Origin of the sequence: Pseudomonas sp. MWU347, assembly GCF_017947305.1 — a bacterium.
Classification (GTDB): domain Bacteria; phylum Pseudomonadota; class Gammaproteobacteria; order Pseudomonadales; family Pseudomonadaceae; genus Aquipseudomonas; species Aquipseudomonas putida_A.
Genome location: NZ_JAFGZB010000005.1, coordinates 44,037 through 60,236, shown reverse-complemented (window position 1 = coordinate 60,236; position 16,200 = coordinate 44,037). Strand labels below are relative to the sequence as shown.

The following is a 16,200-nucleotide window of genomic DNA, read 5'->3' as shown; positions in this document are numbered from 1 at the left end:
TCAATCCGGGGCGCTTTGCGGCGTTGGCGTCAATGCATAAAACCCGCTGCTTTCCGTCCATTGTTGCAAATTGCAATGAATGTAGAAGTTCAGTCTTTTTAAATCATTGAAATTAAAGGATTTATTTCGGGCTCTCGACTGGCACGGTCGCTGCAATTCATCTCGTGACGAGTTGTAACACCATTTTTCATGCCTGGAGCACTACAACAATGAATAGATCCTCTGATGGGTTTTATCCTGCCTTCGAAGGAGAGTCGAGCAACGTGTCAGGCGTGTCCTGGGGCGCGATTTTCGCGGGCGCAGCGGCGGCCGCAGCACTGTCGATGATTTTAGTGCTGCTTGGCTTCGGTTTGGGATTCTCTGCCGTTTCACCTTGGGCCGGGGAGGGCATCAGCGCCAAGGGTCTGGGGATTTCGACGATTGTCTGGCTGGCGGCGACGCAAATCATCGCCTCCGGTCTGGGTGGCTACATCGCCGGTCGGCTGCGGGTGAAGTGGGCCAACATGCACGGGGATGAAGTGTATTTTCGTGATACTGCCCATGGCTTCCTTGCCTGGTGTGTGGCCACGCTGGTCACCGCAGTATTGGTAGTCGGCTCGGTCAGCAGTGTGATCAGTGGCGGTGTGCAGGCCGGTGCCAGTGTCGCCGGTGGCGCAGCGGCTGCCGCGACTCAGGCTGCCGGTAGCGCAGCGGCCAACACCGACAGCAATCAGTACGGTTACTACATCGACAATCTGTTCCGCGATGACCGTCCAGCGTCGGTCAGTGATGATGCCGCCCATGGCGCCGTAGCGCGGATCTTCGCCCAGAGCCTGGCCAACGGCCAACTCAGTCCGGAAGACCGTACCTACCTCGCGCAACTGGTCGCACAACGAACCAATCTGAGCCAGGCCGACGCCGAGAAGCGTGTCGATGAAGTGTATGCCCGCACTCAGAAAGCCATCGCCGACGCCAAAGTCAAAGCCCAACAGGCTGCCGACACCGCCGCGAAAGTCGCTGCCTGGACCTCGCTGTGGATGTTCATCGCGTTGCTGGCCGGTGCGTTCTTCGCCAGTCTCGCAGCCACCTTCGGCGGTCGTCGCCGGGATGCGGTCGAGTACGTTGAAGTCGAGACCTACGCCACCACGACCACTCTGCCTCCAGTCCGTTAACAAGGAGAATCACCATGCGCTCTCTATTATTGTTTTTCCTCGGTGTGCCAATCCCGATCATCATCCTGATCGCCCTGTTCGTACACTGATTCCAATGCTCCATTGAGGCCCATGCCTCGGCCGCTTTCACTTCACGGTGAAAGCGGCTTTTTGCTTTCTGGCGTGCACCATTCGTCTTCTTCAACCGAATCGTTGAACAATCCGACCGCTTTCACTGGCCTGGATCAATATTCGCGTTTGTAACTTCCCCTAACGTAAATGTTCCAGGCCTTCGCTGAGGTTTGAACTACAGTGCTTCACGCGCACTTTGCTGCGCTGACGAAGTACCCGCGAGCCCGCCTGTAATCGAACAATTAAACGGGCCGCACGGTGTAGAGCAGCAAGGAGCTGACGCAATACCTTCCCCCTGAACCTTTTCACGGATGAACTTCGTAATGCACTGCCTAGAACGCACTTTCGATATCCAGCCCCTGACCCAGGCGGATATGACCGTCCACATCAATGGTCAACCGGTGACGGCGGCCATTGGCGAAACCGTCCTGAGCGTTATCCAGTCCCTTGGCGTGCGCCAGGTCGCACGCAACGATCACAACCAGATCAGCGGCGCCTACTGCGGCATGGGCGTGTGCCAGTGCTGCCTGGTGAAGATCAACGGCCGCCACAAGCGCCGTGCCTGCCAGACCGTGGTGCGCGACGGCATGCAGATCGAAACCCAGGTCAACCGCATCAACGAGCAGGAGGTCGTATGAGCCTGCAACCGGTGATCGTAGGCGGTGGTCCGGCGGGGATGGCGGCGGCCATCGAGCTGGCGCGTCATGGGGTGCGCTGCACCTTGCTCGAAGAGGCCTCGCGTCTTGGTGGCGTGGTCTATCGCGGGCCGCTGCGCGACGGCGTGCAACTGGATTATCTGGGGCCGCGCTATTCCGAAGCCCTGAGCAAACTGCACGGTGATTTCCAGGAACAGTCCGGGTTGATCGACGTGCGCCTCAATCATCGCGTGGTCGGCGCCGAAGGCACCCGCGCGCTGGTGGTGCTCGATGGCGACGAGCAGCTGCACGAGATCGAATATCCGCAATTGCTGCTGGCCGCCGGCTGCCACGAACGCAGCGTGCCGTTTCCCGGCTGGACCCTGCCGGGGGTGATCATGCTCGGCGGCCTGCAACTGCAAATCAAAAGTGGCGTGGTCAAGCCGCAGGGGCCGGTGGTCATCGCCGGTACCGGGCCGTTGCTGCCATTGGTGGCAACGCAGCTGCACGCGTCCGGCGTCAAGGTCGCGGGCGTGTACGAAGCCTGCGCCTTCGGCAAGATCGCCCGCGAAAGCCTGGCGTTGCTGAACAAGCCGCAGCTGTTCCTCGACGGTTTGAGCATGCTTGCTTACCTTAAACTGCACGGCATCCCGATGAACTACGGCTGGGGCGTGGTCGAAGCCCACGGCGACGGCGAGCTGAAAAGTGTCACCGTGGCACCTTACTCGGCCACCTGGGAGCCGGACCTGACGCGCATCGAGCGCTTCGAAGCGCAGACCCTGGCGGTCGGTTACGGCTTCATTCCGCGCACCCAGCTCAGTCAGCAGATGGGCCTCGATCACGGTTTCAGCGACGACGGTTACCTGCGCGCCAATTCGAACAACTGGCAGCAAAGCAACGAGCCGCACGTGCATCTGGCCGGTGACATGGGCGGGATTCGCGGTGGTGAAGCGGCGATGCTCGCCGGCAAGATCGCCGCCACCTCGATCCTCCTGCAACGCGGGGTGATCGAAGAAGAGCTGGCGCGGGTTCGCCGCGATCGTTATCTGGGCAAACTCAAATCCATCGTGCGCTTCCGCGCGGCTGTTGATCGCTACACCGAACGCGGTGTCGGCCAGACCGCTTTGCCGGCCGCCGACACCGTGATCTGCCGCTGCGAACACGCCACCCGCGCGGACATCGATCTGGCGCTGGAGCAGGGCGTGCAAGACATCGCCAGCCTGAAAATGCGCACCCGCGTCAGCATGGGCGATTGTCAGGGACGGATGTGCGTCGGCTATTGCAGCGACCGCTTGCGTCAGGCCACCGGGCGCAAGGACGTCGGCTGGCTGCGCCCGCGTTTCCCGATCGATCCGATTCCTTTTTCCGCGTTCCAGTCCGTCGGCACGGAGGCCTCATCCCATGAGTAAGTTCTATGACGTGATCATTGCCGGCGGCGGCGTGATCGGGGCGTCCTGCGCCTATCAATTGTCCAAGCGACAGGGCCTCAAGGTGGCGGTGATCGACGCCAAGCGCCCGGGCAACGCGACCCGCGCTTCGGCCGGAGGCTTGTGGGCCATCGGCGAGTCGGTGGGGCTGGGCTGCGGGGTGATTTTCTTCCGCATGATGTCGGCCAACCGCAAGCGCGAAACCCAGGGCGCGGCAGTCGCGGTGGACGCCAGCACGCCGCACATCCTGCCGGAGTCGTTCTTCGATTTCGCCTTGCAGTCCAACGCGCTGTACCCGGCGTTGCACCGCGAGCTGAAGGACAGGCACGGGATGGATTTCAAGTTTGAAAAGACCGGGCTGAAGTTCGTCATCTATGACGACGAAGACCGCCTCTACGCCGAGCACATCGTCAGTTGCATTCCGCATCTGGCCGATCAGGTACGCTGGCTCGATCAGGCGGCGCTGCGTGAAGCGGAACCGAGCGTCAGCCATGAGGCCCGTGGCGCGCTGGAGTTTCTTTGCGATCACCAGGTCAGCCCGTTCCGTCTCGCCGACGCCTACATGGAAGGCGCGCGGCAGAATGGCGTCGACATCTTCGTCAACACCAACGTCACCGGTGTGTTGCACCACGGCAGCCGCGTGACTGGCGTGCAGACGGCCGAGGAGGGCGTGTTCCACTGCAAGACCCTGATCAACGCCGCTGGTGCCTGGGCGGCGGACTTGAGCGAGTGGGCGACGGGGATTCGTATCCCGGTGAAACCGGTCAAGGGCCAGATTCTGCTGACCGAACGCATGCCGAAGATCCTCAACGGCTGCCTGACCACCAGCGACTGCTATGTGGCACAGAAGGACAACGGCGAGATCCTGATCGGCAGCACCACCGAAGACAAAGGCTTCGACGTCACCACCACCTACCCGGAAATCGCCGGACTGGTGCAGGGCGCGGTGCGGTGCCTGCCGGAACTCAAGGACGTCAATCTAAAGCGCACCTGGGCCGGACTGCGTCCGGGCTCGCCGGATGAGCTGCCGATCCTCGGGCCGATGCGTGGGGTGGAGGGATACCTGAATGCCTGCGGACACTTCCGCACCGGTATTCTGACCTCAGCGATCACCGGCGTGCTGCTGGACAAACTGGTCAATCAGGAAGCGCTGCCGCTGGATATCACACCGTTCCTGGCGGATCGGTTTGAGACTGTACCGGTCAAGCAAGAGCGTGAATTGGAAATGGCCTGAGCCCATCCACAATCCCTGTAGGAGTGAGCCTGCTCGCGATGGCGGTGTGTCAGTAACAGAGATGGGTACTGATAGATCGCCATCGCGAGCAGGCTCACTCCTACAATTGGAATTGCGCTGAAGTCAGACCTTGCGCGCTTCTTCTTCCAGTTGATCCGACTCGAACAACCGCGCCAGTTCCGCTCGGGCTTCCTGGGCGGTTTGCAGGACTTTGGCCGCGTCGTCGTAGACCGCGTGCTGGGCTTCCAGCACCTGTTCGTCGTGGTGCTTGAAACGCTTGATCCGCGCATCGGCCTGGGCCTGGGTCAGACCGAGGCCGACCAGGGTACGGCGGCTCATTTCCAGGCTGGAGTAATAGGTCTCGCGAATCGCTTCGGCGCCGACATCGACCAGGCGGTGCACGTGCTGACGGTTACGTGCGCGAGCGATGATCTTCATGTGCGGATACAGCTTGCGCACGATCTCGGCGGTCTTGATGTTGGTCTCCGGATCATCCGTGGCAATCACGAAATACTCCGCCTCGCCAACCTTCGCCGCATTGAGGATTTCCGGGCGCATCGGGTCGCCGTAGAACACCGGCACGCCGCCAAAACTGCGCGACAGTTCGATGGTTTCCACCGAGGTGTCCAGCGCCACGAACTTGATGTTCTGCGCCCGCAGAATCCGCGCCACGATCTGGCCCATCCGGCCCATGCCGGCAATCACCACGCGCGGTGCCTCGGTGTCGATTTCGCGGAATTTCTCCGGCACCTCCACTGGCTGCACTTTCGGGCTGACCAATCGTGCACAGATCAACAGCAGCAACGGCGTCAAGGCCATCGACAGAGTGATGGTCAGCACCAGCAAGTCATACAGGCGCGGTTCGAACAGGCCCTGATCGCGCCCGATCTTGAACACCACAAAGGCAAATTCACCGCCGGCGGCGAGCACGATACCCAAGCGAATCGCACTGACCTTGGTCAGCCCACCGGCCAGACGCCCGACCACAAACAGCAGCGGCAACTTCAAGCCGATCAGCAGCAGCGTCAGGCCCAGCACGGTGATCGGCGCACTCAGTAGCAGACTCAGGTTGGCGCCCATGCCGACGCTGATGAAAAACAGCCCGAGCAGCAGGCCTTTGAACGGCTCGATCTGCGCTTCCAGTTCATGGCGATACTCCGAGTCCGCCAGCAGCAGGCCGGCGAGGAAAGCCCCGAGCGCCATCGACACGCCGACCAGATCCATCAGCCACGCCGTGCCGATCACCACCAGCAATGCGGTGGCGGTAGACACCTCCGGCAGACCGGTTTTTGCCACCACGCGAAACACCGGACGCAACAGATAACGCCCGCCGACCACCACCACGGCGATCCCGCCGAGTACTTGCAAACCGTGGTTCAGGCTTTCCGCGTTGCTGCTGGCGTGGGCGCTGCCGGCGAGCATCGGCACCAGCGCGATCAACGGGATCGCGGCGATGTCCTGAAACAGCAGAATCGCAAACGCCAGTCGCCCGTGGGGGCTGGTCAGCTCCTTGCGCTCGGCCAGGCTTTGCAGGCCGAATGCGGTGGACGACAGCGCCAGGCCAAGACCGAGCACAATCGCACTGTTCAGCGGCTGACCGAACACGTACAACGCCAGCACGCCGATCACTGCCGCCGTCAGCAGCACCTGCGCCAGACCCACGCCGAACACCGACTTGCGCATCACCCACAAGCGACGGGGTGACAGCTCAAGGCCGATGATGAACAACAGCAACACCACGCCCAACTCGGAAATATGCGCGACGCTCTGCGGATTGCCGATCAGGCCGAGCACCGACGGGCCGATGATCACCCCCGCCAACAGATAACCGAGCACCGCGCCCAGTTGCAGACGCTTGGCCAGTGGCACGGTGAGCACGGCTGCGAAGAGAAACACGACAGCGGCTTGTAACAGGTTGCCTTCATGGGGCATGGGTTGACTCCTGACAGCGGTACGGCGGGGGGTGACAAGGATAAAGGCTGCGCCGCTCGTCAATCCACCACAAAACCCTGTGGGAGCGGGCTTGCTCGCGAAAGCGCTGGTTCAGTCGATGTTGATGGCGACTGTGACACCGCATTCGCGAGCAAGCCCGCTCCCACTAGGGCGATATCATCAAATCTGTAATAAGTTGCATCATTTGGTTACATTGATAGCCTTCACGAATCAATCTTTTCGAGTCCGCCATGGCCATCAACTTCGACCTCAACGACCTGCAAGCCTTTCGCGCCGTGGTCGAGCAGGGCAGTTTCCGCAAGGCCGCCGACACCGTGCGCCTGTCACAACCGGCCCTGAGCCGACGCATCGAGAAGCTTGAAGACGCCCTCGGCGTAAAGCTGTTCGAGCGCACCACGCGCAAAGTCAGCCTGACCCAGGCCGGGCGTGGCTTCATGCCCAGCGTCGAGCGTTTGCTGGATGATCTGGACGTGGCGCTGCTGGGCATCAGTGAAGTCGCATCGACCCGACTCGGTCATGTCACCGTGGCTTGCGTACCCTCGGCGGCGTACTACTTCATGCCGCGGGTGGTCGCTCGCTATCACCAGCAGTTTCCGCGGATCAAGGTCAAAGTCCTCGACTCCAGCGCCCACGACGTGTTGAGCGCAGTGGTCAACGGCGAGGCGGATTTCGGGTTGAGTTTTCTGGGCACGCAGGATGCCAAAGTCGATTTCGAACCGCTTGTGCAGGAGTGCTATGTCGTCGCTTGCCGGCGCGATCACCCTTTGGCCGGACGCAGCAGCGTGACCTGGGACGAGTTCTATCAGCAGGATTACATCTCGCTGGACAAGACGTCCGGCAACCGTTTTCTGCTCGATCAGGCCTTGAGCAGCGTGGTGCCGCAGCGCCCGAGCATCTGCGAGACGCGGCATGTGACGACCATGATTGGTCTGGTGGAGGCGGGGCTTGGCGTGGCGGCGGTGCCGTTGATGGCGATGCCCGGGCCGGATCATCCGATCCTGACGCGGGTGCCGCTGACCGATCCGCAAGTGATGCGCAGTGTCGGCATCCTCAAGCGCCGGGGTCGCACGTTGACCCCGGCGGCATTGGAACTGGAGCGGCTGGTAGTGGAAATGAAAGTCCAGCCGCCAACGCTTAGCGCTTGACCGAATCCAGCCCGGTGGCTTGCACGTCAGCCTGGGCGGCAGGCGCGGCAAGATAGTCGAGCAGGGCCTTGGCCTCTTTTGGATGCTGCGCGCCGACCGGGATGCCGGCGGCGAAGCGCGTCACCGACTGCACCGACTCCGGAATCTTCCCGACAAACGTCACCCCCGGCACCGGCAGCAATTCGCTGACCTGCTGGAAGCCCAGTTGGTAATCGCCGGTGGCAACCACCGAGCCGACCGGGACTTTCGGGACCATTTTCGCTTTCGGTTTCAGCTGATCTTCAACGCCGAGTTTGTTGAACAACTCCTTCTCGATGTACACGCCGCTGGCGCTGTCGGAGTAGGCCACCGATTTTGCGTCGAGCAGGGTTTTCTTCAGGCTTTCGACGCTGCTGATATCCGGCTTCGGCGCGCCTTCACGCACCACCAGACCGATCCGTGAATCCGCCAGTTCGACCCGCGAGGCCGGGTCGACCTTGCCCTGTTTGATCAGGTCATCGAGGGCGTAGCCGACCATGATCACCACGTCGGCGTGCTCACCGCGGGCGAGGCGGTTGGGGATGGCTTCCGGCGCCTTGCCCATCGACGGGCCGAGTTGGGTGTCGAGGGTGTTGCCGGTGGCGGCCGCGAATTTCGGGCCGAGGATTTTGTAGGCGGCGGTGAAGCCGCCCGACGTCATCACGTTCAGCTGTTCAGCATGGGCCAGGGCGCTGAAAGCGAAGAGGGCGATGGCGCTGAGATTGATCAGTTTTTTCAAGGTGATTACTCCTTAGGCGGCAACCGGTTGCAAACGGCCGCCTGCGCGGCGATAGAGGTACAACGTGGCGCACAACGCGCACAGTGCGCCGACGCTCATCCAGTAACCCGGCGCCGCTTTGTCGCCGGTGTACTGGATCAGGAAGGTCGACATCGCCGGGGTGAAACCGCCAAAAATCGCGGTCGCCAGGCTGTAGGCGAGGGAGAAACCGGCTACTCGCACTTCCACCGGCATGATCTCGGTCAGCGCCGGAATCATCGCGCCGTTGTACATGCCGTAGATGAACGACAGCCACAGCAGCGACAGCAACATATGGCTGAAGCTCGGCGCCTGCACCAGGTACGACAGCGCCGGATAGGTAGTAGCCAGAGCCAGCAGTGACATGGCGATCAGCACCGGACGCCGGCCGATACGGTCGGACAACATGCCGCCAATCGGCAGCCAGAAGAAGTTCGACACGCCGACCAGCAAGGTCACCAGCAACGCATCGGAAGTGCTCAGGTGCAGCACGGTTTTACCGAAGGTCGGCGCGTACACGGTGATCAGGTAGAACGCGGTGGTAGTCAGCGCGACCATCAACATGCCGCCCAGCACCACGCCCCAGTTCTGACCAAGCGTGCGAAACACTTCCTTCATGCTCGGGCGGTGTTTGCGTGCGGCAAACTCTTCGGTTTCTGCCAGGTTACGGCGCAGGAAAAAGATGAAGGGCACGATCATGCAACCGACGAAAAACGGAATGCGCCAGCCCCAATCGGCAATCACGTCTGGCGCCATCCACGCGTTCAACGCATAGCCCAAGGCTGCCGCGACGATGATCGCCACTTGCTGACTGGCCGACTGCCAGGCAGTGAAAAAGCCCTTGCGGCCAGGGGTGGCGATTTCCGACAAGTACACCGAAACACCGCCCAGTTCCGCACCGGCGGAGAAGCCTTGCAATAGCCGTCCGACCAGCACCAGCGCTGGCGCAAACAGACCAATGGTCTCGTATCCGGGCACCAGCACAATCAGGATCGTGCCGCTGGCCATGATCGACAGGGTGACGATCAACCCTTTGCGCCGACCGACGTCATCGATGTACGCACCCAGCACGATGGCGCCCAGCGGACGCATCAGAAAGCCTGCGCCGAATACGGCAAAGGTCATCATCAGGGAAGCGAACTCACTGCTCGCCGGGAAGAACACCGCCGCGATCTGCGTGGCGTAGAAGCCGAACAGAAAGAAGTCGAACTGTTCGAGGAAGTTGCCCGAGGTGACCCGGAAAATGGCGCCGGCCCGCGAGCCGCCGTGTGGGATTGAGGCTGTCATAGAAAAATCTCCACCGCTTTTATGACGTGCGCGACGTGGAAGCGGCGCACGGTTGTTATTGCGGCGGATGGTCGCGCAGCTGTAACAGGATGTTAATTGCATTGTTGGCATGGATTGATGCACCAAGCGGATCAATCCTGAAAACACCGTCTAACCTGTGGGAGCGAGCTTGCTCGCGAAAGCGGTGGTTCAGGCGGAAAAGTGTTGAATCTGCCGGCCTCTTCGCGAGCAAGCCCGCTCCCACAGTTTTGCGGGGCGATCACACATCCTGTTTCATCAGCGGACCCTGTGGGAGCTGAATTGCCAGCGATGACGATCTGCCTGCCAACGACAATTCCCCAGCCAGCTCAGGCAAAAAAACAAGGAATGATTCCAGTCCTCCGCAGTCGGAGTTCAGGTATCACACATCTGAAGGAGGTTCACCGATGAACAGCAAAACCCTAATCGCCAGCCTGGCCCTGGTCGCCGGCATTGCCGGGATCAGCCCACTTGTTCAAGCGGCGCAAACCTCAAGCGAACCCACGGTCCAGTCGCCGACCAGCGACCGCGAATTGAAGGTCAACGACCGGGCTCCAGACATTTATCAGCGCAGCGACAAAGCGTTGAAAAACTGGAAACAGAAAGGCTTGAAAGCCCCGGTCGATCAGGCGCAGTGGGTGCAGATCAATGACAAGTACGTGATGGTCATGATTACCAACGGCACCATTGTCGAGATGCAACCTGTCGAGCGTTAAGTCCCCTACTCAAAGCCCTGCGCATGCACTCGTGCAGGGCTTCTCACCTCAAAATCCTGCTGCGTCTGACCTCCTGCATCGTCAGATCCACAATCCGCGGAGTAGTAGCGTTGCTCTGCGCAATCGGCTTGCCAATCACCGGCAATTCTGGGAAAACGGCCGCCAGTTAAGCGATTGAGTGAATGTCATGACTGATGAACTGCAGGTAATCAACCTCCTGGTGGGCGAGGGCAAGGCTGCCGTCAAAGGCGCGCTGATCACCACCCATTACACTGGCTGGCTGGAAGACGGCAGCGAGTTCGATTCTTCCCACAGCCGTGGCAAACCTTTCCAGTGCGTGATTGGCACGGGCCGGGTGATCAAGGGCTGGGATCAAGGGCTGATGGGCATGCAAGTGGGCGGCAAGCGCAAACTGCTGGTGCCGGCGCATTTGGGCTATGGCGAGCGGACGATGGGCAAGATTCCGCCGAATTCGAATCTGGTGTTTGAGATCGAGTTGCTGGAGGTTTTGACGCGGGAGGATTGAGGCGGGTGTGTAACGACACCGCCTCTTGGCCTAAGAATCCGAGCTGCCTTTAAGCCCAGTGCAGCGGTGCGGCCTGGGGGAAGCAGATGTCTACTTCCAGTTTTGCTGCGGCCGACAGATTGACCAGCGCATCCAGAGAAAATTTGTCGATTTTCCCGTTGAGCGCGTCATTGAGGCGTGGCTGAGTAATTCCCAAGCGCTTGGCGGCATCCTTCTGGGGAAGCTCCCAGGCACGGATTGTCTCGCAAAGCCTGCGCATTAGTTTGGCCCGCAGGCGCATGCTGGCCACGTCCTGCGGCGTGTCTTCCAGTGCGTCCCAGACGCTTGTAAAGCACCTGGAGTCGGGTGGGTGATGTTTCATGATTAGGTTCTCTTCCTTGGCTTTGTTATTAGAAATTCGTTAGCAGAAAGGGCGTCTTCGCGAGCAGGCTCACTCCGACAGATGATTGCTGGCTCTTGGAACTCGAGTACACCGCCGATCCAATGCGGGAGCGCGCCTGTTCGTGAAGAACGATGACGCGGTTAATCAGGCAACCATAGCGATCTCGCCCATCGTTTCTGCCACCGTCCGTTCCAATGCAGGAAAGCGGCGTTTCACCCGCTGTAGCGCTGGCAGCACAGCCTCCATTTCAAGCCCATCAAGTTTCCCTAGAGCGTTCACGGCCGAGGCCACAATTGTTTCTCGCTCGCTTTCAAACAACACCAGGCATGCGTTCTGCGCCCAGCGGCGATCCCGTTCGTTGAGGCCCATGGCGACTAATGCGGCGACGACGTGGGCATCTGGTTTATTGGCCATGTGAAGTTCTCCTTTGCGTCGTTTTCCTTGTGGCGAGGGAGCTTGCTCCCGCTGGGTTGCGAAGCGACCCCAAGCCCCATCGATCCGGTTCGGATCCGGATTTTCGACTGCTGTGCAGTCGAGCGGGAGCAAGCTCCCTCGCCACAGGGATGCTTTTTCAATTGCTGATCGGGGGCTCGAGGTTGTCGAGGGCGCGGTTGACGGCGAGTTCGCCGAGCATGACTACTTGCTGGATGCCGAGCACGGTGTTGCGATAGGGCGTGTCGAGCAGGCCGGCGAAGTCGCTGAGCATGATGCTGGCCGAGGCCATGGATTCGCAGGCGTGGGCCAGCAGTTCTTCGTTGTCCATGTTCGGGGCGACGACGAACATGTGGCTGGGTTTGCGCTCGGGCGGGGCTTGCGGTCTCAGGTAGTGATCGAGGGCGCGTTCGGCGGCTTCGTGGAGTTTTCTGGAATTGGGGTCGGAGTAGGGGGACGTTGATTCGGGGTCAGGTATTGCGTCCGCTTCAGGCGGATTTGGCGTCACTTTAAACATTTGCTGGGTAACCTCAATGAGGCTGACACGCACTTGCGACTAAACAATGGGTGGCAGCTGTACGCAGGTTAGTCGACCAGTACCCAAGCATTACCGGCGCGCCAGAAGGCGCCCTGCGCACAGCCGCCATTGAGCGCAGGCGTAGAGATGCCTGACTGAATAACAGCTTGCGAACTTGAGATAACACCGAGCGACTAAACCCGATCACTGATCATTCAGTGACGCGAGCCAAGTTACCGATGCCCCCCAAACCGCACAAGCCGGCGGATTCTGGCGTACTTGTAGGCAAAGGCGCAAGGCGATGTAGCCTCTTGGATGATGCTGAAATGATGCTGCGTTTTTCAGGCTGCCATCGCCAGCAGGCTGGCTCCTACAGGGGAATCTGCGTACGGCGCGGAACCCGAGCACCCCCCGGAAAAATGTAGGAGTGAGCCTGCTCGCGAAGGGGCCGGTACATCCAGCATCTTTGTTTCCAGACACACCGCTATCGCGAGCAGGCTCACTCCTACAACGGGATTGAGGCCGCTTTCAGCATCCCGTTCATCCCCTGAACACTCACCGAGCTTGCGATTGCCCAAGCCTTCGGCGACTATGCGCGCCATATAGGGGTAGGGGGTATAGGTATGTCGCACATTCATGAACACAAGGACGAGCTGCTCAACCGTGTACGACGCATTGCCGGCCAGGTACAGGCCGTCGAGAAAGCGCTCGAGGGCGATGCCGATTGCGCCAAGACCTTGCATCTGGTGGCGGCGATTCGCGGGGCGGTCAACGGGTTGATGGAGCAGTTCATTGAGGCCCACACCCGTGAGCACGTGGCGCATCCCGATCTCACCGATGAACAGCGCGCTCAGGGCGCCGAAGATCTGTTGCAAGCCATCCGCCGTTATTCCAAATAGAGCATCCGTATCATGAGCCTGACCCCAAGCGCTGAGCGTTTCAGCCACGATCACCAATTCCTCGGCGCGTCTCACGACGAAAACGCCCGCCGCACCTTGTGGGTGGTGGCGCTGACCTTTGTGATGATGATCGGCGAGATCGCCGCCGGTTATCTCACCGGCTCCATGGCCCTGTTGGCCGACGGTTTCCACATGGCGACCCATGCCGGTGCATTGGGCATTGCCGCGGCGGCCTACGGTTTCGCCCGGCGCAACGCCAACAACCGCCGCTACAGTTTCGGCACCGGCAAGGTCGGCGATCTGGCCGGTTTTGCTTCAGCCATGGTGCTGGGGCTGGTGTCGCTGGGCATTGCCGGCGAGTCGATTTTTCGTTTGTTCGAACCGACCACCGTGGCGTTTGGCGAAGCGACCGTGATTGCGATCGTCGGGCTGGGCGTGAACATCCTCAGCGCCTTCCTGCTGATGGGCCATCACGGCCATGACCACGGCCATCATCATGACCACGGTCATGATCATCATCACCATCACGACAACAATCTGCGTTCGGCCTATGTCCACGTGCTGGCCGATGCCCTGACCTCGGTGCTGGCAATTGCCGCGTTGCTGGCCGGACGCTATTTGGGTTGGGTGTGGCTGGACCCGGCGATGGGGATTGTCGGCTCCATTGTCATCGCGAAATGGGCTTACAACCTGATGCGCGACAGCGCTGCGGTGCTGCTCGACACCACCGACGAACCGGTTGCCGCAGAGATTCGCGAACTGCTGGAAACCTCGGACAACGTGCGCATCAGCGACCTGCATGTCTGGCAGGTCGGCCCGCAGGCGCGGGCGGCGATTGTCAGTGTGGTCGCGGCGGCGGGCGTGACAGCGGAGGCGATCCGCGAGCGGCTGGCGCCGGTGCATGAGCTGTCGCACCTGACCATTGAGCTGCGCAGCGCTTAAGGCTGCATTGCGCTGAACAGTGGAATCCGCCCATTGAGCGATGGGCGGTAATGCCACGTCAGTTGTTGCAGATTCATACCCTGATCAAGGATTTCTCTGACAGTCGCAGCGGCAATGCTCAACGCCAGCGTCTGCCCCGGACACTGATGCCGGCCGCTGCCAAAGCTGAAACTGCGCCGGTCAGGACGATCCAGCAGAAACCGCTCGGGCTCTGCATTCAACAAAGGATCGCGGTTGGCCGAGGCCAGCAGCACCAGAATCACCTCACCGGCCTCAAGCCGCACGCCATTGATCTCGCAAGTCTGCGCGACAAAGCGCCGAGTGTTCTGCACTGGCGGATCAAAGCGCTGAACCTCGGCCAACAGTGCGTCCACTGAGGCATGGCGCAATTCGGGCTGACGTCGCAGCGCAATCAGTGCATTGCCGATCAGTCCCGCACTGGCCTCGAGCGTCTGCGAACAGAGGCCGATCAGGTTGGCAATCATGGTCTCCTCATCGCCATCAAATCGCTGCCCGACGGCCTTGAGCAAATCGCTAGGCGGTTCGGCCAGCAACTCGACGAAGTAACCGCGCAATTGCTCCGCCGCCGCATGCGCCGCCGCCAGTTGCAGGTCATTGCTCAGCGGCGACAGGCAGGCGACGAAGTCCGCGGTCAGATCACTGATCGCCCGGCCCTGCGCCGGGGTGAAGCCGAGCAGCGCCGCGACCACGCACACCGGGCCGCGAAACATCGCCTTATTTAAGCCGTCGGCGTCCGCTGTAATCAGACGCGCGGCCACCAGTGCGCGTACCTGCTCGTCATCTATCAACTGCAGTGACGGCTCGATTGCCGCACGCGGACAGCGCTGACGTTCGCCATCGTTCATCCGCATCAACTGCCCGAACACCTTGCCGGCCAGCCCCGAGGCAATCGCCTTGGGCACCGGTTCCTGCAACGGTCGCACCCGACAATCGGCATGCGTCAGCACCGCACGCACCGCTCGGGCGCTGCTGGCGACCCACAGCTTCAATCCATGATCAAAGGTCAGTCCGCCCTCGGCGCGCAGTTTGGCGTAGTAGGGGTAGGGATCGGCATGCGTCGCAGCGATGATCGGGTCCATGGTTCACAGCCTTGTGGTCGGGAAAGTGATGCGAGTATCTTCAGTTCGCAGCGACGACGATTCGTCGGGGAGCGAAATATGCACGCAGAACATCAAGACATCGGCGTTTCGCAGGTGGCGGCCGCCATCGCCGAACCGGCACGCACGAAAATTCTCTGCTCGCTGATGGACGGCCACGCCCGCACCAGCACTGAATTAGCGGCCGTGGCGGAAGTCAGCGCCTCCACCGCCAGTGCACATCTGGCCAAGCTCAAGGATCTGGCACTGGTGCGCCTGCACGTGCAGGGCCGCCATCGTTATTACAGCCTCGCCGATCAGCGGGTGGCTCAGGCGCTGGAAGCGTTGATGGTGATCGGACAGAACGCCGCGCCGGGCTTCAAGCCGCACACCCCGGATCGCCTGCAATTCGCCCGCACCTGCTACGACCACATGGCTGGGACGCTCGCGGTGTTGCTCCACGACCGTTTGCTCGAGGCGGGGTGGCTGGTGGAAACCGATGAGCGGGTTTATCGCTTGAGCGGCACCGGCGACGCGTTGTTTGCGAGCTTGGGAATTGAGGTGCAGGACTTGAGTACCTTGCGCCGCAAGTTTGCTTGCCCGTGCCTGGACTGGAGCATGCGCCGGCCGCATCTGGGCGGATCGTTGGGCGCGGCGTTGTTGCAGATGGCGTTGAAACGCAAGTGGGTGACGCAGGATCTTGATAGTCGAGCGTTGGCGCTCACCGTGGCGGGGCGAAAGGAAATGGGTAAGCGGTTTGGTCTTGAGTTGCCTTTAGACGCGAAGATCAAAAGATCGCAGCCTGCGGCAGCTCCTACAGTAAGTCCGTACACCCGATAAATCTCGACCCTGCCCAATCCATGTAGGAGCTGCCGCAGGCTGCGATCCTTTGATCTTGAGCTTCTGCCCGACGAGGTGCGCTTCTGGCTCCTTGTAACCCCGTGCTCGGACCT

The 16,200-nt window shown here is 61.0% G+C and carries 17 protein-coding genes; 10 read left to right on the top strand and 7 right to left on the bottom strand.

Annotated elements, in window-relative coordinates:
• Positions 1-209 precede the first annotated feature (209 nt).
• The 4 genes from KCG87_RS12165 to hcnC all read left to right on the top strand — a co-directional run bounded on the left by KCG87_RS12165 (position 210) and on the right by hcnC (position 4,558).
• Positions 210-1,151, top strand: a complete 942-nt coding sequence (locus tag KCG87_RS12165) for a hypothetical protein (RefSeq protein ID WP_027613238.1) — start codon at positions 210-212, stop codon at positions 1,149-1,151.
• A gap of 434 nt (positions 1,152-1,585) precedes the next feature.
• On the top strand, positions 1,586-1,900 hold the full coding sequence (hcnA, locus tag KCG87_RS12160; RefSeq protein WP_047602019.1) for a cyanide-forming glycine dehydrogenase subunit HcnA: 315 nt from the start codon (positions 1,586-1,588) through the stop codon (positions 1,898-1,900).
• Positions 1,897-3,306, top strand: a complete 1,410-nt coding sequence (gene hcnB / locus KCG87_RS12155; RefSeq protein WP_210557732.1) for an FAD/NAD(P)-binding oxidoreductase — start codon at positions 1,897-1,899, stop codon at positions 3,304-3,306. The genes hcnA and hcnB overlap by 4 nt, the downstream gene beginning before the upstream one ends.
• On the top strand, positions 3,299-4,558 hold the full coding sequence (hcnC, locus tag KCG87_RS12150) for an FAD-dependent oxidoreductase (protein WP_210557734.1): 1,260 nt from the start codon (positions 3,299-3,301) through the stop codon (positions 4,556-4,558). The genes hcnB and hcnC overlap by 8 nt, the downstream gene beginning before the upstream one ends.
• Before the next feature lie 123 nt (positions 4,559-4,681).
• Here hcnC and KCG87_RS12145 read toward each other — a convergent pair whose 3' ends face one another.
• Positions 4,682-6,490 carry a monovalent cation:proton antiporter-2 (CPA2) family protein gene (locus tag KCG87_RS12145; protein WP_096795893.1) on the bottom strand — a complete coding sequence of 603 codons (1,809 nt, stop codon included), beginning with the start codon at positions 6,488-6,490 and terminating at the stop codon, positions 4,682-4,684.
• A gap of 251 nt (positions 6,491-6,741) precedes the next feature.
• Between KCG87_RS12145 and KCG87_RS12140 the strand changes: the two genes are divergently transcribed.
• The gene (locus KCG87_RS12140) at positions 6,742-7,656 is read left to right on the top strand and encodes a LysR family transcriptional regulator (protein ID WP_097088034.1); all 915 of its coding nucleotides are present in this window, start codon (positions 6,742-6,744) and stop codon (positions 7,654-7,656) included.
• On the opposite strand, the gene KCG87_RS12135 is transcribed toward KCG87_RS12140, so the two are convergent.
• The gene (locus tag KCG87_RS12135) at positions 7,646-8,413 is read right to left on the bottom strand and encodes a substrate-binding domain-containing protein (RefSeq protein WP_098968203.1); all 768 of its coding nucleotides are present in this window, start codon (positions 8,411-8,413) and stop codon (positions 7,646-7,648) included. The genes KCG87_RS12140 and KCG87_RS12135 overlap by 11 nt on opposite strands.
• A gap of 12 nt (positions 8,414-8,425) precedes the next feature.
• Entirely contained in the window at positions 8,426-9,718 is a 1,293-nt protein-coding gene (locus KCG87_RS12130) for an MFS transporter (RefSeq protein ID WP_210557736.1), read from the bottom strand.
• A 425-nt stretch (positions 9,719-10,143) separates the two neighbouring features.
• Here KCG87_RS12130 and KCG87_RS12125 point away from each other — a divergent pair, with 425 nt between their 5' ends.
• Positions 10,144-10,452 (top strand): RcnB family protein, encoded by a 309-nt coding sequence (locus KCG87_RS12125; protein WP_027613230.1) that lies wholly within the window; start codon positions 10,144-10,146, stop codon positions 10,450-10,452.
• A 187-nt stretch (positions 10,453-10,639) separates the two neighbouring features.
• Positions 10,640-10,978, top strand: coding sequence for an FKBP-type peptidyl-prolyl cis-trans isomerase (locus tag KCG87_RS12120; RefSeq protein WP_210557738.1), 339 nt, complete (start codon positions 10,640-10,642; stop codon positions 10,976-10,978).
• A gap of 49 nt (positions 10,979-11,027) precedes the next feature.
• Here the strand turns inward: KCG87_RS12120 and KCG87_RS12115 are convergent, their stop codons facing one another.
• The 3 genes from KCG87_RS12115 to KCG87_RS12105 form a co-directional block, all read right to left on the bottom strand.
• The gene (locus KCG87_RS12115; protein WP_210557739.1) at positions 11,028-11,339 is read right to left on the bottom strand and encodes an XRE family transcriptional regulator; all 312 of its coding nucleotides are present in this window, start codon (positions 11,337-11,339) and stop codon (positions 11,028-11,030) included.
• Positions 11,340-11,504: 165 nt separating this feature from the next.
• Complete coding sequence (locus KCG87_RS12110; protein ID WP_139055920.1) at positions 11,505-11,774, bottom strand: hypothetical protein; 270 nt, start codon at positions 11,772-11,774, stop codon at positions 11,505-11,507.
• Positions 11,775-11,931: 157 nt separating this feature from the next.
• On the bottom strand, positions 11,932-12,309 hold the full coding sequence (locus KCG87_RS12105; protein ID WP_210557741.1) for a DUF6124 family protein: 378 nt from the start codon (positions 12,307-12,309) through the stop codon (positions 11,932-11,934).
• Between the two features lie 623 nt (positions 12,310-12,932).
• On the opposite strand from KCG87_RS12105, the gene KCG87_RS12100 reads away from it, so the two are divergent.
• Both KCG87_RS12100 and dmeF read left to right on the top strand, forming a co-directional pair.
• On the top strand, positions 12,933-13,208 hold the full coding sequence (locus KCG87_RS12100) for a metal/formaldehyde-sensitive transcriptional repressor (protein ID WP_003223990.1): 276 nt from the start codon (positions 12,933-12,935) through the stop codon (positions 13,206-13,208).
• Positions 13,209-13,220: 12 nt separating this feature from the next.
• Positions 13,221-14,150, top strand: coding sequence for a CDF family Co(II)/Ni(II) efflux transporter DmeF (gene dmeF / locus KCG87_RS12095; protein WP_210557743.1), 930 nt, complete (start codon positions 13,221-13,223; stop codon positions 14,148-14,150).
• Here dmeF and KCG87_RS12090 read toward each other — a convergent pair.
• Positions 14,147-15,250 carry a cytochrome P450 gene (locus tag KCG87_RS12090; RefSeq protein ID WP_134786055.1) on the bottom strand — a complete coding sequence of 368 codons (1,104 nt, stop codon included), beginning with the start codon at positions 15,248-15,250 and terminating at the stop codon, positions 14,147-14,149. The genes dmeF and KCG87_RS12090 overlap by 4 nt on opposite strands.
• A 78-nt stretch (positions 15,251-15,328) precedes the next feature.
• Here KCG87_RS12090 and KCG87_RS12085 point away from each other — a divergent pair, with 78 nt between their 5' ends.
• A complete protein-coding gene (locus KCG87_RS12085) occupies positions 15,329-16,087 on the top strand; it encodes a helix-turn-helix transcriptional regulator (protein ID WP_098968215.1) in 759 nt (252 codons plus the stop codon).
• The last annotated feature ends 113 nt before the right edge of the window (positions 16,088-16,200 follow it).

Bases quoted from the DNA above. Each gene is read 5' to 3' on its own strand.
- KCG87_RS12165 (WP_027613238.1), top strand. From the start codon at position 210: ATGAATAGATCCTCTGATGGGTTTTATCCTGCCTTCGAAGGAGAGTCG.
- hcnA (WP_047602019.1), top strand. From the start codon at position 1,586: ATGCACTGCCTAGAACGCACTTTCGATATCCAGCCCCTGACCCAGGCG.
- hcnB (WP_210557732.1), top strand. From the start codon at position 1,897: ATGAGCCTGCAACCGGTGATCGTAGGCGGTGGTCCGGCGGGGATGGCG.
- hcnC (WP_210557734.1), top strand. From the start codon at position 3,299: ATGAGTAAGTTCTATGACGTGATCATTGCCGGCGGCGGCGTGATCGGG.
- KCG87_RS12145 (WP_096795893.1), bottom strand. From the start codon at position 6,490: ATGCCCCATGAAGGCAACCTGTTACAAGCCGCTGTCGTGTTTCTCTTC.
- KCG87_RS12140 (WP_097088034.1), top strand. From the start codon at position 6,742: ATGGCCATCAACTTCGACCTCAACGACCTGCAAGCCTTTCGCGCCGTG.
- KCG87_RS12130 (WP_210557736.1), bottom strand. From the start codon at position 9,718: ATGACAGCCTCAATCCCACACGGCGGCTCGCGGGCCGGCGCCATTTTC.
- KCG87_RS12125 (WP_027613230.1), top strand. From the start codon at position 10,144: ATGAACAGCAAAACCCTAATCGCCAGCCTGGCCCTGGTCGCCGGCATT.
- KCG87_RS12120 (WP_210557738.1), top strand. From the start codon at position 10,640: ATGACTGATGAACTGCAGGTAATCAACCTCCTGGTGGGCGAGGGCAAG.
- KCG87_RS12115 (WP_210557739.1), bottom strand. From the start codon at position 11,339: ATGAAACATCACCCACCCGACTCCAGGTGCTTTACAAGCGTCTGGGAC.
- KCG87_RS12110 (WP_139055920.1), bottom strand. From the start codon at position 11,774: ATGGCCAATAAACCAGATGCCCACGTCGTCGCCGCATTAGTCGCCATG.
- KCG87_RS12105 (WP_210557741.1), bottom strand. From the start codon at position 12,309: ATGTTTAAAGTGACGCCAAATCCGCCTGAAGCGGACGCAATACCTGAC.
- KCG87_RS12100 (WP_003223990.1), top strand. From the start codon at position 12,933: ATGTCGCACATTCATGAACACAAGGACGAGCTGCTCAACCGTGTACGA.
- dmeF (WP_210557743.1), top strand. From the start codon at position 13,221: ATGAGCCTGACCCCAAGCGCTGAGCGTTTCAGCCACGATCACCAATTC.
- KCG87_RS12090 (WP_134786055.1), bottom strand. From the start codon at position 15,250: ATGGACCCGATCATCGCTGCGACGCATGCCGATCCCTACCCCTACTAC.
- KCG87_RS12085 (WP_098968215.1), top strand. From the start codon at position 15,329: ATGCACGCAGAACATCAAGACATCGGCGTTTCGCAGGTGGCGGCCGCC.